General features: G+C 43.0%; 12 protein-coding genes. 10 read left to right on the top strand and 2 right to left on the bottom strand.

Features of this window, described 5'->3' with window-relative positions:
* The first annotated feature begins 102 nt into the window (after positions 1 to 102).
* Both E4U82_RS08025 and E4U82_RS08020 read left to right on the top strand, forming a co-directional pair.
* Positions 103 to 1,113, top strand: coding sequence for a DUF3231 family protein (locus E4U82_RS08025; RefSeq protein ID WP_135109680.1), 1,011 nt, complete (start codon positions 103 to 105; stop codon positions 1,111 to 1,113).
* Between the two features lie 159 nt (positions 1,114 to 1,272).
* Entirely contained in the window at positions 1,273 to 1,662 is a 390-nt protein-coding gene (locus tag E4U82_RS08020) for a hypothetical protein (RefSeq protein ID WP_135109679.1), read from the top strand.
* 208 nt (positions 1,663 to 1,870) lie between these two features.
* On the opposite strand, the gene helD is transcribed toward E4U82_RS08020, so the two are convergent.
* On the bottom strand, positions 1,871 to 4,168 hold the full coding sequence (helD, locus tag E4U82_RS08015; protein WP_135109678.1) for an RNA polymerase recycling motor HelD: 2,298 nt from the start codon (positions 4,166 to 4,168) through the stop codon (positions 1,871 to 1,873).
* Between the two features lie 731 nt (positions 4,169 to 4,899).
* Here helD and E4U82_RS08010 point away from each other — a divergent pair.
* The 8 genes from E4U82_RS08010 (at position 4,900) to E4U82_RS07975 (ending at position 13,908) form a co-directional block, all read left to right on the top strand.
* A complete protein-coding gene (locus E4U82_RS08010; protein ID WP_135109677.1) occupies positions 4,900 to 5,883 on the top strand; it encodes a ring-cleaving dioxygenase in 984 nt (327 codons plus the stop codon).
* Between the two features lie 239 nt (positions 5,884 to 6,122).
* Positions 6,123 to 6,731, top strand: a complete 609-nt coding sequence (locus E4U82_RS08005) for a class I SAM-dependent methyltransferase (protein WP_135109676.1) — start codon at positions 6,123 to 6,125, stop codon at positions 6,729 to 6,731.
* Between the two features lie 165 nt (positions 6,732 to 6,896).
* Positions 6,897 to 8,498, top strand: coding sequence for an ATP-binding protein (locus E4U82_RS08000; protein ID WP_135109675.1), 1,602 nt, complete (start codon positions 6,897 to 6,899; stop codon positions 8,496 to 8,498).
* On the top strand, positions 8,495 to 9,178 hold the full coding sequence (locus E4U82_RS07995; protein WP_135109674.1) for a response regulator: 684 nt from the start codon (positions 8,495 to 8,497) through the stop codon (positions 9,176 to 9,178). Before E4U82_RS08000 ends, E4U82_RS07995 begins: the two co-directional genes overlap by 4 nt.
* Before the next feature lie 176 nt (positions 9,179 to 9,354).
* Positions 9,355 to 10,359: a tripartite tricarboxylate transporter substrate binding protein gene (locus E4U82_RS07990; RefSeq protein WP_135109673.1), complete on the top strand. Its 1,005-nt coding sequence runs from the start codon at positions 9,355 to 9,357 to the stop codon at positions 10,357 to 10,359.
* Positions 10,360 to 10,432: 73 nt separating this feature from the next.
* Complete coding sequence (locus E4U82_RS07985) at positions 10,433 to 10,894, top strand: tripartite tricarboxylate transporter TctB family protein (protein ID WP_135109672.1); 462 nt, start codon at positions 10,433 to 10,435, stop codon at positions 10,892 to 10,894.
* Between the two features lie 17 nt (positions 10,895 to 10,911).
* Complete coding sequence (locus E4U82_RS07980) at positions 10,912 to 12,402, top strand: tripartite tricarboxylate transporter permease (RefSeq protein WP_135109671.1); 1,491 nt, start codon at positions 10,912 to 10,914, stop codon at positions 12,400 to 12,402.
* An 84-nt stretch (positions 12,403 to 12,486) separates the two neighbouring features.
* Positions 12,487 to 13,908 (top strand): SLC13 family permease, encoded by a 1,422-nt coding sequence (locus tag E4U82_RS07975; protein WP_167751358.1) that lies wholly within the window; start codon positions 12,487 to 12,489, stop codon positions 13,906 to 13,908.
* Between the two features lie 168 nt (positions 13,909 to 14,076).
* Here E4U82_RS07975 and E4U82_RS07970 read toward each other — a convergent pair whose 3' ends face one another.
* Positions 14,077 to 15,042 (bottom strand): S8 family peptidase, encoded by a 966-nt coding sequence (locus E4U82_RS07970; RefSeq protein WP_135109669.1) that lies wholly within the window; start codon positions 15,040 to 15,042, stop codon positions 14,077 to 14,079.
* Positions 15,043 to 15,311 lie beyond the last annotated feature (269 nt).

Below are 15,311 nucleotides of genomic sequence, written 5' to 3'. Positions count from 1 at the left end.
AGTTTAGTGGCATAACTTATAGCAGTTAATCAATCAGGGAAGAAGGTACCTATCGGCAATAGAATAATCGTATACTTTTAAAAATAATGGAGGTGCAAGACGGTGAATAATGTTGAACACTCCTTAACATCAGCGGAAATCACGCAGCTTTGGGCAGCTTATATGCAAGACTGTGCATTGATGTGTCAATTACAGTACTTTTTGGTCAAAACGGAAGATAACGAAATCAAGCAGCTTGTCCAGCATGGTCTGGATTTGCCACAGTCCCATATACCAACATTAACGGAAATATTTAATAAGGAAAATTACCCGATTCCGTATGGGTTTAATTTGGATGAGGATACCGATGTCAATGCACCAAAACTCTATTCTGACTCGTATACCTTGTATTATCTGCAGCAGGGTGCACAAATTGCGACGCAGGCATACAGCATCAGCTTGGGATTAGCCGGCAGAGAGGATGTCTACAATTACTTTTCGGAATGTCTGCAGGAACAAATTGAATTTCTTAAAATGATTAATAACGTATTGCAGGCAAAAGGCCTTTACGTCATGTATCCAATGCTTCCGAAACCGGAAAGTTATGATTTTGTGCAAAACCAAAGTTTTTTGACGGGTTACTTTGGTGAAAGGAGGCCATTAGCCGGTACGGAAATCAACAACTTATTTGGTAACTACTTTCGTAATGCGCTGGGTTCAGCCACGTTGGTCGGATTCAGTCAAGTGGCTCAAAATACAGATGTCAGGAAATTTATGGTCAGAGGGAAGGAAATTGCCCAAAAACATTGTGAAGTTTTTAGCTCGAAATTGCATGAAGATGATGTTCCTGCTCCAACAAAAATGGAAGATTCAGTGACGGATTCCACTGCGTATACATTTTCTGATAAGCTTATGATGTATTATAGTACAGGCTTAATCGCCTTAAGTGTCGGTTATTATGGTGCCAGCATCTCAGCAAGCCCGAGACGCGACCTGGGTACTGCGTATAACCGATTATTGAATGAAATCCTGAAATACGCTGAAGATGGCGCCGATATCATGATCAAGCATGGCTGGATGGAAGAGCCGCCACGAGCGGTGGATCGTGACGAACTGGCCAAGAAGAAGGGCTGAACGCTGGGACAAGGGGTCAGACCCTTTGTCCCAAAATATGACACATGGCTGCCGCAAATTTTCCACTGATTTCTCAGTGATTTCTAATGGTTCTGCAATCCATTTTTCAAAAAACTTCACTATGATGAGGATATCCCGGAAAAGGAAAGGGGTATCAGGATGAGACCATTGTTTTTAAGCACAGCGGCAGGCGCGTTGTTATTCGCTTCGACAGCCTGCAGTGATTCTGTTCAGGTTACAGAAAAGACCGAGGCGGTTGGTCCGGCAGGGAAAGTTAAAACAGCCGAAGCCGCGGAGCAAGCTACAGACGAAGAGCCCAAAAATACTGCCTATGGCATGTATCCTGAAAGTGACATACTGGATGAGCACGTGCACGCGGACGATTACCAAATGCGGGTTGTAGAAGACAACCAAAGCATACGGGTTATCATTTTAAAAGATGCGGACGGGCATTCCCAATATAAGAGTGTTTTTGTAAAAAATAACGGCATGGTTAAAGTTATGAGTTTCGACCAGGGGCTCGTCTTCCAAGGTGTTATAGGCTCTTAAAAGCAAGGAACGACAAGCACAGTTGGCGGTACTGTGCTTGTTTGATTTGGAAGGAAAAATTAGAGATGTTTCGTTTGAGGTTATGTTTTGAACGTGGACGATTCGTGACGGGGTATTGAGCTCACATTTAGTTTGCTTTGGCAGTAGACGCTTTGAAGCCGGAAGAAAATGCGGTAATTTGCATTACATTTTCTTCCGGCCTTTTACTTCATTGTATTTTTACATATTCATTCCCGGGGGCCTCTTCGATAAAAGGACTCGGATTATCCTGGGCTATCATCACCAGTGCGTGCATGGCTCTTGTGCAGGCTGTATAAAAAAGTGTTCGATCTGATTCCTTGACATATTGCCGGTCGGAAGCATCCGGGATGATGACTGCATCAACCTCAATCCCTTTGGCTAAATAAACGGGAAGGATGAGCAGCCCTTTTTGAAAAGAATACGTTTCTTCATTTATTTGGATGACGGATATTTTATCTTTTAGCAGATTAAAAATCATGTCACTTTCCTGTGACGTTTTGCAGATAATTCCTATTGTCTCGTGTCCGTTTTTCCTAAGGTCATTTGCGCTGTCGACTAATGCCCCGGCTAAATCAGTTTCGTTGTACAATAGAGTGAGCTCTGGTTTAACGCCTTCCCGGTTAAACGGCTCAATCAGTTCGTCACCCGGCGCAAAATGTTTCGTGAAGTCCACAATCTGTTTCGTTGACCGGTAGCTTTTCGTCAGAGTGACTTTTTCAGTTTCCCGCTGTTGTTCCAGGAAAAGCGGGTTTTCTTCAGTAGCATACGTGTAGATCGCTTGGTTAGTGTCCCCCAGTAAGGTCATTCGGGTATATGGAAAGATATGTTTTATATAAGCAAACTGAAATGCTGAATAATCCTGTGCCTCATCGATAACCAGATGGCGGACTGAACGGTCGTGATGATCCCCTAATAGCCGCCCCTGAAAATACAGATAAGGCGTCGCGTCTTCCCATGTTAAGAACTTTTGTGATAAGTTGGCTGCAGTCTGTTCACTAATTTCCTTCCAGTATTCGGGCATATCTTTTGGAGTCCATTTGGTAAATAATGTTTGATAAGTTGTCAAAACGTGAACGAAGTCAAATTGTTTGATACGTTTTTTAATCGACGCAAAAATTCTTTTCACAACTACTTTCCGCAAAATTTCCTCTTCCAGGCTGGAATCGTCCTCGTCCTCTTCCTGGTTATTATAATAAGCATTCAAGTAATCTTCCTTATCCAGCAGTTCGACTTTTTCCATCACCCAGTCTTTGTTTTTTTCAATATTTTGTTGTCTTCGTATTTTTTTCAAAAGCCATTTTGAGACAAGCTCCATTTTATTGGGAACGCCCATTTGCGGGTCCAGAGAATAAAAGTACTCACTGATCTGTGCATTGGAAATGAGGACTTCTCCGTGAAACGTTATATTTTTAAATTGGATACCTTGTGTATTTAATCCGGTAATGAAGTGATCGATCATGTATTTGAATTCCACGCCCGATTTATAATCGATGCTTTTCATTCGGACTAAATAGTCAGTGTGTTTCTCTCCCGTTAACACATACTCCATCTGTTCAAAGGGTGATTCAACTGTCATCTGGCTTCCTGCTTTGTCTTTCAGGTAATCCAAAAAGGTTGTCTGCCTGACATTTGTTTCTCCCAGCTCGGGCAATACATTGGCAATATAGCTTGTGAACAAAGGGTTTGGTGATAAAAGTAGAATATTATTGGGATTTAGTACTTCACGATATTGGTACATTAAGTAGGCAATACGTTGCAGGGCTGCAGAAGTTTTCCCGCTTCCAGCAACCCCTTGTACAATTAGGAACTGATTACCTTTGTTCCGGATGATTTTGTTTTGTTCCTTTTGAATAGTGGCCACAATGCTTTTCATACTTGTACTGGCGTTGTTTCCCAGCGCCTGCTGCAACAGATGGTCACCGATCGTAACCCCCGTGTCAAACATTCCCTTAATGGAGCCCTGTCGTATGATGAATTGTCTTTTTAGGGAAACTTCCCCCATGACTGTTCCTTCAATTGTTTCATATTGGGCATAACCGGGTGAGTAATCATAGTAAAGGCTGGAAATAGGGGCACGCCAATCATATATCAGAAAATCCTTCTCGTCACTGTCCAATAATGACTCGATACCAATATAGATTTGTTCTGTTTTTGTCTCGGAGTCCTCGATAAAATCGATTCGACCGAAATAAGGAGAATTCTTTAATTTTTTTAACGTTTTAAGTTCATCTTCAATTTTCCCATGAATCGTCTCTTTTTGTGACAGGAGTTCTGCCTGTTGCTTAATACTGGCTTGTGTTTCGATGACGTCATCCGGTTCATCTAAATTGACGGTTACATCTTCCCAGAAATTTTTTCGGAGTTCGATGACATCTTCTTTTAGCCCTGTTTCTCTGGAGTATAAATTTTCAGCCTTTTTGTTGATTTCATCGATTACATAATTGACTCGCTGTTGCTCATGCGCGCGATTGTCAGCTTTATCCATAAAAATCATCCTCCTAAAGTGCTTTTTATTGACTTTATTCAAATATAATGATAGAATAATAAAAAGGATTTTTATACATTGTTGTAACGTAGGTATATTAACTAATTTAGTTTACCATCTTTATTCCTTCCTTGCAATAGATCATTATACGCTGGTACTATAGCTTGCGCTGTAATTGGACGGATAGACAAGCTTGGAATGCGATAATGGACAATCCTGAAGAGCACATGGAAAGCGTGGAAGAAGAGTTACTAACATTGAAAATGATGTCAGCTTTCTTTAAAGAAAGTAGGATGAACAGATTATTATGCTCCGAATAGCCTTATTATTAGTTGTCTAACCGATGTGAGACCCTTGCCGATGATAGGGGGGGACAAACATCGGTTTTTTGTTGAAAGATAGGTATAAAATTTTTGGCTATATGAAGTTTTTTGTCAGCAATAGCGATATCTCCAGCTCCAGCTTCGACGTACAGGACGTACTAGTGCCGGCGTTGGCACAGGACGTGCCGAATCTTAGCCGGCCAGCGCCCCCCTCGAGGTCTTAAGCAATGTGGCAAAACACGCCACTGCAAATTTTTGCTTAAGCTTTTCGGCGGTGAACAAGGCGCCCCGCGCTTTTCTTGAAGACGTCTAAATTGACATCTATCTGGCTGTTGTATTATATTTAGTCTGAATTAAAGATAAATAAAATTCAGCATAATTAGTTTAATTGAATATGGAGGAATTTTCATGAATGGCCTAAAAGGAATGCATCACGTCACTGCGATCACAAGCAGCGCCGAAAAGAATTACGAATTTTTCACATATATACTGGGCATGCGTCTGGTTAAAAAAACGGTCAACCAGGATGATATCCGGACATATCATTTATTTTTCGCTGATGATCAGGGGAATCCGGGTACAGACATGACGTTTTTTGACTTCCCTGGCATCCCCCAGGGGACGCATGGGACAAACGAGATTGCCAAAACAGCCTTCCGTGTGCCGAGCGACGAAGCACTGGACTATTGGGTGAAACGGTTTGACCGTCTTGAAGTACAACACGATGACATTAAGGAAGAATTCGGTGTTAAAACACTTTCGTTTTCGGATTTTGATGATCAGAAATATCAATTGGTTTCGGATGAACACAATGAAGGGGTGGAACCGGGAGCCCCGTGGCAGGACGGTCCGATTCCACTGGAGTACGGGATTACTGGACTTGGTCCGATTCATGTGCGGATCGCCAATTTCGATTATTTTAAAGAAGTGATGGAAAAAGTGCTGCAGTTTAAAGAAATCGACCAGGAAGGCGACCGTCATCTGTTTGAGGTTGGCAAGGGCGGTAATGGCGCAAGGGTTGTGGTGGAACATAACACCGCCATGCCGAATGCTCAGCAAGGCTATGGAACGGTCCACCACTCGGCATTCCGTGTTGAAGACCGCTCCGTGCTGGAAGAATGGATTAAGCGGATGGACGACTTTGGATTCCGTACATCCGGCTACGTGAACCGTTTCTATTTTGAATCACTGTATGTCCCTGTTGCCCCACAAATTTTATTCGAATTTGCAACAGACGGCCCGGGATTCATGGGCGATGAACCGTATGAAACCTTGGGAGAAAAATTGGCATTGCCGCCTATGCTGGAACCAAAGCGTGAACAGATTGAGCAGTATGTCCGTCCGATTGATACGGTGAGAAGCACGAAGGCATTTGAGAAAGAATATGAATAGAACAATCCAATAGATTGATTTCAAGGAGCTGACCGAGGTTTGGCTCCTTGTTTTGTATGGAAAATTGTATCAACCAATCGTATAATGAAAGGTGAAATCCATGGGTCAAGCTATTCATAGGTGCTATGAAGACATGAATGAGCCCGGAAAACGAGAAAAACGACCTTCATCGTGGCTATGAAACCCAATGACTTCTTGGGGATGATCGGTCCTTTATCAAACCACTTAGGAGTATACCGATGAAAGAATACTATTATGACAAGTTGTTGAGTATTAAGACCTTGGGAAATGAAACAGAGTTCCCCGAGTCCTTGCATCATAACCCTTACCAGCCGACACCGTACATTGCGCTGGAAGCGTTGTTTCGAAAATATCACTTGAAAAGCAGTGACCATGTTGTTGATTTTGGTTGTGGGAAAGGGCGATTGAACTTTTATATCAATTATTTTTACAATGCCGCTTGTACGGGGGTTGAAATGAACAAAGACCTCTTTGACGAGGCGGTCGGAAACCATCATCGATATGTGAATCACACAAAGGAAGGCACGGCCAGAATTGACTTTCATTACGGTTTGGCTGAAGAATATCAGATTGCCCCGATAGATAACCGGTTCTATTTTTTTAACCCGTTTTCAGTGGGCATATTTGATAAAGTTATTCATAACATCCTGCTCTCGGCAGGGCGATATAAACGGGACATCGAGCTGATCATTTATTATGGGCCAGATAGTTATGTGGACTATTTGGAAAACACCACAGCTTTTGAATTAAAAGATGAGATCGTCTTGTCAGAAATTTTTAATGGTGATTCATATGACCGGTTTCTGATTTACCGGCTACAGACTTAATTGGTGCGTGCGAAATGGCGGAGATAACGTACAGGTTTCGCCAGGACCACGGATATTATGGTGAAACTAAAGGCAACGGCTGTATGTATTAGCATACGCAGTCTTTGTTTTGCATTCATCACGAACGTAAATTTTCCAAACGACCTTTGAAAGGGAATTTCCGAAATGGTCAAACTTAAAAATGTCTCGCTTCAGACGAAAATACTTACCTTGATTATATCGTTGATCTTGGTTGTTATCATTTTATTGTCAGGGATCTATATCGTGCTTGAGAAGCAGCAAACGGAAGAAAATATGGGTGATCGGGCGCTGCAGGTTTCTAAGACCGTATCATTTATGCCTTCTGTCAGAGAGGCTTTTCATGATGCTAATCCCTCAGATTCACTGCAGTCCATTGCGGAAAATGTACGCCTGCAGGTTGGCGCAGACTATGTTGTGATCGCGAATGCAGACGGTGAACGTTACGCGCATCCCAATGCTTCACTGCTGGGTAAGCCAATGGCCGGGGATGACAATTACAGGGCTCTGATTTTTGGTCAGTATTATATATCTCAATCAGCAAGTTCACTTGGTCCTGCTTTAAATGGAAAATCACCCGTTTTTGACGATGATGGCAATATTATGGGGATAGTATCGACAGGTTATTTGCTGGAAGAAATCTATGCTGAAATTTATCAGAAAATATGGGATATCAGCAAGATTTCGCTTGTTGTTTTAATTCTCGGTACAATTGGCGGCATCGTGCTGACGAATAATATCAGAAAGGATACCCTTGGGTTGGAACCTTATGAAATTGCCAATCTTTACCGAGAACGGAGCGCTATTTTACACTCAATCAAAGAAGGGGTAATCGCTATTGATGAAAAAGGTCTGATTACCATGATGAATCAAGCTGCAAGCGACATGCTGGAATTGCACAGCAATTATCTCTATAAGCCAATCGAAGACATTCTTCCCAATACACTTATGTATCGTGTGCTTGAATCCGGCGAAAATGAGCAAAATCAGGAGATGTATTTGAATGACCGGTGGGTAATTGTTAGCCGGGAAGTGATCAAGGAAAGCGACAAGATCGTCGGCGTCGTTGCAAGTTTCCGGGATAAAACGGAAATCCAGGAAATGATTGAAACCATCTCAGAAGTCAGGCAGTACTCTGAGGATCTGAGAGCTCAAACGCATGAATATACGAACAGGCTCTATGTGTTATCCGGTTTAATTCAGCTTGGTGAGTACGATGAGGCAGTTGACATGATTCAATCTGAACTAAAAACAACGGATACGCAGAACCATATTTTATTCGACCAGATTCAGGATAGTAAAGTCCAAGCCATTTTATTAGGTAAAATAGGCAAAGCGTCCGAGAAAAAAGTCAATTTCTCCCTTGATGACAACAGTTCGCTTAACGCTCTGCCGGATCACATTGATATCTCAAGTTTGATCGGGATTATCGGAAACATCATTGACAATGCATTTGAATCCGTTGAATCAACTGAGGAAAAAGACGTGACGTTCTTTGCAACGGATGTGGGGAATGACATCATTTTTGAAGTGGCTGACAGTGGTAAAGGTATCGATGAAAATAAGGATCTGTTTAAAAAGGGTTTTTCAACAAAGATCGGTGGTGACCGCGGATACGGATTGACCATTTTACAGGATACGGTTAAGCGGTTAGGTGGTTGGATCGAGATGAAAAATCAGAAATACGGGGGCACCATTGTGACCGTTTTTCTGCCTGAACAATTGAAACAAAGGGGGACGTTTCGTTGATTAAAATTGCCATTGCAGAGGATGACTTTCGGGTTGCAGGAATCCATGAACAGTTTCTGTCCAAAACAGAAGGCTTGGAGGTCGCCGGTAAAGGAATGAATGGAGAAGAGACACTTAAGTTGTTAAACGAAAAGGAGGTTGACTTATTACTGTTGGATATTTATATGCCCGATATACTCGGTATCGATTTATTACCGGAACTCAGAAAGAGTCATCCTTCTCTTGATATCATTGTCATTACAGCGGCAACGGACATTGAAATGGTAAAAAATTCATTGGGCTATGGTGTGTTTGATTATATTATCAAGCCATTGAAAATGGAACGATTTATGGAAACAATTGAGAAATACAAACACAAACGTCATTTATTGGCGTCCAAACCGGACGTTAATCAGGAGGAAGTTGATCAGCTTCTCATGTCCAAGTCACCTAAGTCAAAGCAAGACTCGGATCAGGAACTGCCTAAAGGGATAGATCCCCTGTCGCTCGAAAAAGTGAAAAAGATTATGCTACATGAAAACAAAGGCGCAACGGCAGAAGAAATCGGTGAAAAAATGGGCGCATCTCGAACGACCGCCAGAAGATATCTGGAATATTTGACGTCAACCGGTGAAGTGAATGCCGAACTGGAATACGGCATAGTCGGCCGGCCGGAGAGAATCTATAAATCCTTTGATTGATTTGTTGAACACAGCCGGCTGAACAAAATGAACAAAAAGTGGTTTATATTCTTTATGAAAGTTATTTTGAAAACGCTTGCAATAGGCATCTTTTATTGTAAGATAATGACCACACAATAAAGAATTGTGTTATTTCTTTGCAAAGGGGACAATTAAAATTTTTTAGGAGGGGTTTCATGAGAAAGCTTATCTTTTTGTCTTTATTGGTAATTGTTATGATCGTTGCTGCTGCATGTGGTGACGGGGAACAAGCCTCCGATGAAGAAGAAGGGGAATTTACCCCGGAAGAATCCATTGAAATTGTAGCACCGGCCGGGGCCGGCGGTGGATGGGATACAACAGCCAGATCCGCAGCTCAAGTGTTTGATGAAGAGGGTATAATCGATCAGGATATTGGTGTTGTCAATAAAGAAGGCGGGGGTGGCTCCGTTGCCTGGTCTTACATCAATAGCCAGGAAGGCAGCCCTTATAATCTTTTTGTGTCATCACCACCACTGATCTTTGTACCGCTTAACGGCCAAACAGAATTAACATACGAAGACTTCACCCCGATTGCCAACGTGATTGCAGATTATGCTGCTTTTGCCGTCAAAGAAGATGCAAAATGGGATAATTTGAATGAGCTATTTGACGATATGAAAGAGGATCCGTCAAGTATTACGGTCGTTGGTGCTTCGTCTCCTGGCAGCATGGACCATATGCAATTTGTGAAAATCGCGAAAGAGGCAGGCGTGGATGTGACAAAAATTAAATATGTATCCAATCAGGAAGGCGGTGCTTTGACAGATTTACTTAATGGAAGCGTTGACGTTTATTCCACAGGTGTTGCCGAAACCGTTGAGCAGGTGAAGGCCGATAAGATTAAAGTACTCGGTGTAACATCACCTGAAAGACTGGAGGGGGATGTTTTAGAGACATTCCCTACAGCAAAAGAACAGGGAATCGATGCAACATTTGTCAACTGGAGAGGATTCTTCGGTCCACCGGATATGGACGAAAGCGCCATCAGCTATTATGAAGAAAAGTTCAAAGAGCTCAGCGATTCAGAAGCGTTTGCGGATATCAGAAGTAAATACGGATGGTCCGAGCAGTTCATTGGCCATAAAGAATATAAGGAATTCCTGGCAGAACAAACAGAAGAATTAACCTCATTGATGGAAGAGCTTGGTTTAGCTGAATAAAAAGCTTTTAGGGGGCCAATGTACCAAGACATTGGCTCCAATCATTTAAACATGAAAGTGTGGTGGAGACAATATGTTAAAATCCGCTGACCGGAAAATAAGCGTGGTCTTGATTGCGTTGGCAATTGGCTATTTGATATTAAGCTATCAGCTGCCTCCCTATGAATTTGTGCCGGTCGATTCAGATTTGATGCCGAAAGCTTTAGGTTATTTACTGATTGCTCTAGCCGTTGGGTTATTTTTTACAGGAAAAAGCGATGCAGACGAAGATAAAAAAGAGGAAAGTACCACATCAAAATCAGAAACGCCTGCATTGTTAGCGGTAACCGCAATGGTGTTAGCTTATATTCTATTGTTGGAAGTTTTAGGGTTTGTCATTGTTACGGTATTATTTGTTTTCTTTTGTTCGTGGTTTCTTGGTTATAAGAAGTTTAAAGTCAATGCAACCGTTTCAATTCTTTTTCCCGTCATCCTATACTATATTTTCAATTATTTGCTGCAAATTAGGTTGCCAGCCGGGATCCTGCCGTTTTAAAGGAGAGATGAAATGACATGAATGCCATGCAAGGTTTATTGGACGGATTTCAAATTGCTTTTAGTTTAGAAGGAATCATGTTTGTCTTAATTGGGGTAGCTGCCGGCACATTAATTGGTATGTTGCCTGGTTTAGGGCCGATTACAGCGATTGCCATTATGATACCCATGCTTTACGGTATGGATCCAACGTTAGCCATGGTGCTGATGGCGGGGGTTTATTATGGCGCTGTTTTCGGGGGATCCACAGCCTCGATATTACTGAATGCACCGGGTATTTCCGGAACAGTCGCCACGGCGTTTGATGGTTATCCCATGGCGCAGCAGGGTAAAGCCGGGCAGGCGCTGGCCATAGCCGCCATCTCATCCTTTACGGGAGGCACGGTCAGTATTGTGTTATTGATGCTGTTTGCTCCGGCCCTGGCCTCTGTCGCGGTCTCGTTTGGGCCTGTGGAATATTTTGCACTTATGTTTATGGGGTTGGCAGCTATCTCTAGTCTGTCGGAAGGGTCGACCATGAAGGCGTTAATATCAGGGGTATTGGGACTCATGGCAGTTACAGTAGGTATTGATGCACAAACTGGTACTCCGCGCTTTACGTTCGGGAACGCGAATCTGTTGGAAGGCATCGATTTTCTTGTTGTTGCCCTGGGTCTTTTCGCGATAGCCGAAGTGGCTTTTCTGATTAAAAATCGTAATGATGACAGTTTAGCCAAAACACAGAATATCGGGAGCCTTAAATTAACCAAAAAGGATTTCAAGGAAATGCGCGGGCCGTTAATAAGGCATTCACCTCTGGGATTTATCATGGGTGTTTTGCCAGGGGCGGGTGCAACCGTTTCGTCATTTATCAGTTATATCACAGAAAAAAGGTTTGCAAAAAAACCTGATGAATTCGGGAAAGGTTCGATCAAAGGTCTTGTTGCACCGGAAACATCCAATAACGCTGCAACGAGTGGTGCATTCGTACCGTTATTGAGTCTTGGTATTCCCGGGTCAGGTACTACGGCAGTTATGCTTGGTGCGCTGCTTGTATTAGGCATCAACCCGGGACCGCTTTTATTTCAGGATCACCCGGATGTATTTTGGGGTGTCGTTGCCAGTATGTATGTCGGGAATCTCTTTTTGCTGGTGTTAAATTTGCCGTTGATTCCTTACATTGCTAAAATATTAAAGATTCCGCGTCCATTGTTAATATCACTGGTTGTTATGTTTTGTATCATTGGGGTATATTCGATCAGCTTTAATGTTTTTGATCTCTACTTACTGCTTATTTTCGGTGTGATAGGGTATCTGTTCCGCATCTATTCTTTTCCAGCGCCACCGTTTATTCTCGCGTTTGTATTAGGTGGTATGATGGAACAGTCACTGCGGCAGGCGCTGACCATTTCGAACGGGGACTTTATAATATTTCTGGAAAGTCCGATTGCAATAGGACTATTTGCTGTTTCGATTCTATCATTTGCTTTTCCGTTTTTTAAAAATAGAAGAGTTAAGAAGGCAAGATAACGCTTTAAGCGGGGTGGTGTCCTGAAGACTGACCAATCATTGTTTTGATGCACATGTTGTTGCTTGCTGAAGGGTGGATTTTATGTGAATGGAAGTATTTCGGGTCAACGTTTTCTTCATACGAAATGGCTGCAATTAGTCATCGTTGTGATTTTATTTGCAGCAGGTTTACTTGTTCCTGCGCCGTTTTCAGGATTGGATGATCAACAGTGGAAAACACTTCTGCTGTTGGTCATATCTATTTTCTTATGGTCAACAAAACTTCTGCCGCTGGGTATCAGCTCGTTATTTGTAATTGCTATTATTATGATGTTCAACCTTGCCGATTCGTTTTCATCAGCCATTTCCGGATTTATTGCATCAGCTCTATACTTTGTTTTAATCGTTTCAATGATCAGCAAGGTTATGATCAAAGTTGGTCTGGATAAAATGATAGCTCGTCTTATTCTGCGACTGTCATCAGGAAATGTTGTAAGAGTAATGTTGGGGTTTGTAATAGCAGCCATGGTACTGCCTGTTTTGATGCCGTCTGCGGTTGCTAGGTTTCGCATGTTTCATCCGTTGATTGATTCAGTGAATACTTTTTATGACCTGCCGGAACAGAGCGCATTCAGACGCTTTTGTAATTGGCTGTTCAGTGGGGTGAATCAGTTTTTGACGATGATTGTTCTGACAGGCGGCGGATATCCGATATTGGCATCGGAATTATTGGATGATGCCGGGTTTTCGATGACCTGGACCTCCTGGTTTTTGCATATGATGCCGCCTATTTATGCCGCGACGGTTATGGTCATCATTTTTGCTTTTTTTTATTTTCATGTATGGGACGAGTTGGCTGATTCGTCACGTAGTGCAAACACGTCAGAGCCTGTAAACGATCAATTATCGAATAATGGCTATGACAAACGGAACATGCAGATTGTGTTTAGTTTAATTATCCTGATGATAGCTGCCTGGCTGATAGGAAGTAATACGGGTATGCCGACGATTCTTCCGCCCATTATTGTGCTGACCATCTTATCGCTACCGGGAATTCGCTTGTTTACGGATATGGATTTTCGGAGCTTTGAATGGGAGACGTTTATTTTCATTGGTTCAGCCATATCATTGTCAAACATCGTACAGCGGACGGGGACTGCGGACTGGCTGGCCAATGTATTATTCGGCTGGATTTCACCAACATACCCTGATATGATCGCCTTATTTTTCCTAATGGTTATGATTTTGTTCTTAAGGGTGTTTTTCACAAGTCCGACGGGTGCGATTGCAGTCATATTGCCACTCGCAGTTTCTTTTGGAAATTCGTTAGGCTTACCTGTTTTAAGTGTCTCGCTTTTAACAATTCTTATTATTGGAAGTTTAATGGTATTGCCGATTTACTCAAATACAACCATCATTGCCTATCAATCCGGTGTCCTGACGTTGAAAGATCAATTTATATTGGGAAGCGTTTTGTTGATTGCCATTATGATTAGCGGGTTATTGGCTGCAGCCTGCTTATGGTAAGGGCGGAGGTGCACAACAGAAGCCGAATCCGTGCGGGAGGAGCACCGACTTGTGCAGAACGGGTGTAATTCCTATCCGAATTTGCGAGCGGTACAACGTGAAGGTTCAATAGTCATTTCAAAACAGGTAACCGGGACCCTGCTCTTTATATCAGGATCCCGGCTCAAGTTATTTAAAAACCGTATTAAATGTCTGAAACAACTGCTCGAACCGGTTCAGGACATCGAGTGCAACCAGACCGTTTCCTTCTGCTGATTTGGGGTAGCCCAATGGAACGGTGCGTCTTACCAGCTGGGCATATAGTTCGCCTTCTGTCAGTTTCCTGTCAAACTGTTTTTCAGCGATGCTGGTGACCAAGGCGAGCGCTCCCGATACATGCGGTGTGGCCATGGATGTGCCGGAGAGCCGCGCATATTTCCCGTCAGCGTACGTTGATAGAATCTCAACGCCTGGGGCCACGATATCAATCTCGTTATTCGTGTTGCTGAATGGGGCGATTTCACGGTCATAGTTGACAGCGCCGACCTGAATCACTTCATTATAGGCGCCGGGAAAGGCATATTCATCTGTATCCGGACGGTCATCCCCGTCGTTTCCTGCAGCACAAACGACCGGAATACCCCTGTCAATCGCACGTTTAACAGCCTGATAAAGTTCCGGAACATCTTCCGGGCCACCGAGGGACATGGAAATCGCACGCACTTTTTCACTATTCGGTCCCTCCCAGTCGGTTGCATAGTTGATGCCGTCAATAATCCATTCGTAGTTGCCGCTGCCATTCGCATCCAGCACTTTGACGACCAGCAGTTTTGCATTCGGTGCGACACCTGCAATCCCTTCTTCGCCTGCGGCTGCTGCGGCCGTTCCGGCGACATGAGTGCCGTGGCCGTTGTTGTCGCGATAATCGGTGGCACTGCCATCATCCGTGAAGTTTTTGCCATCAATGACTTGCCCGTCCAAGTCCGGGTGGCTCTTGTCACAGCCGGTATCAATGATCGCAATCACATTGCCGCTCCCTTCATCCGATTGCTCCCACACATCCGGAGCTTGAATCATTTGCACGCCCTGGGGGATTTCTGTGGCTGTATCTTCAATTTCTTCTACCTGATACGGAATCAGATGCATTTTTGCCATTGTTTTCCCTCCTCAAATACTATCTATATTTATTATAGTTTAAATATTCTATTTTCGAAGGGGTTTGGCACAAAACGAGTCAAATTTCCTGTAAAAACAGGTGGAAAGAACTACTTGTCCCCTGGTTGTTGCATGGACATTTCGGATGAAATGGTTGTTTCAAAGTCTAAGTCGTGGTAGGATAAGAATAGATGAAAAATTATTAAGCACACATGTTACTGACGTGATTAGGCATGGTGGTATTTTAGAGGGGACGCTGGTCTCCTTTA

This window comes from Lentibacillus salicampi, assembly GCF_004565465.1.
Taxonomy (GTDB): Bacteria; Bacillota; Bacilli; order Bacillales; family Amphibacillaceae; genus Lentibacillus; species Lentibacillus salicampi.
The sequence above is the reverse complement of the archived record's forward strand: the minus strand, read 5'-3'. Positions and strand labels throughout refer to the sequence as shown.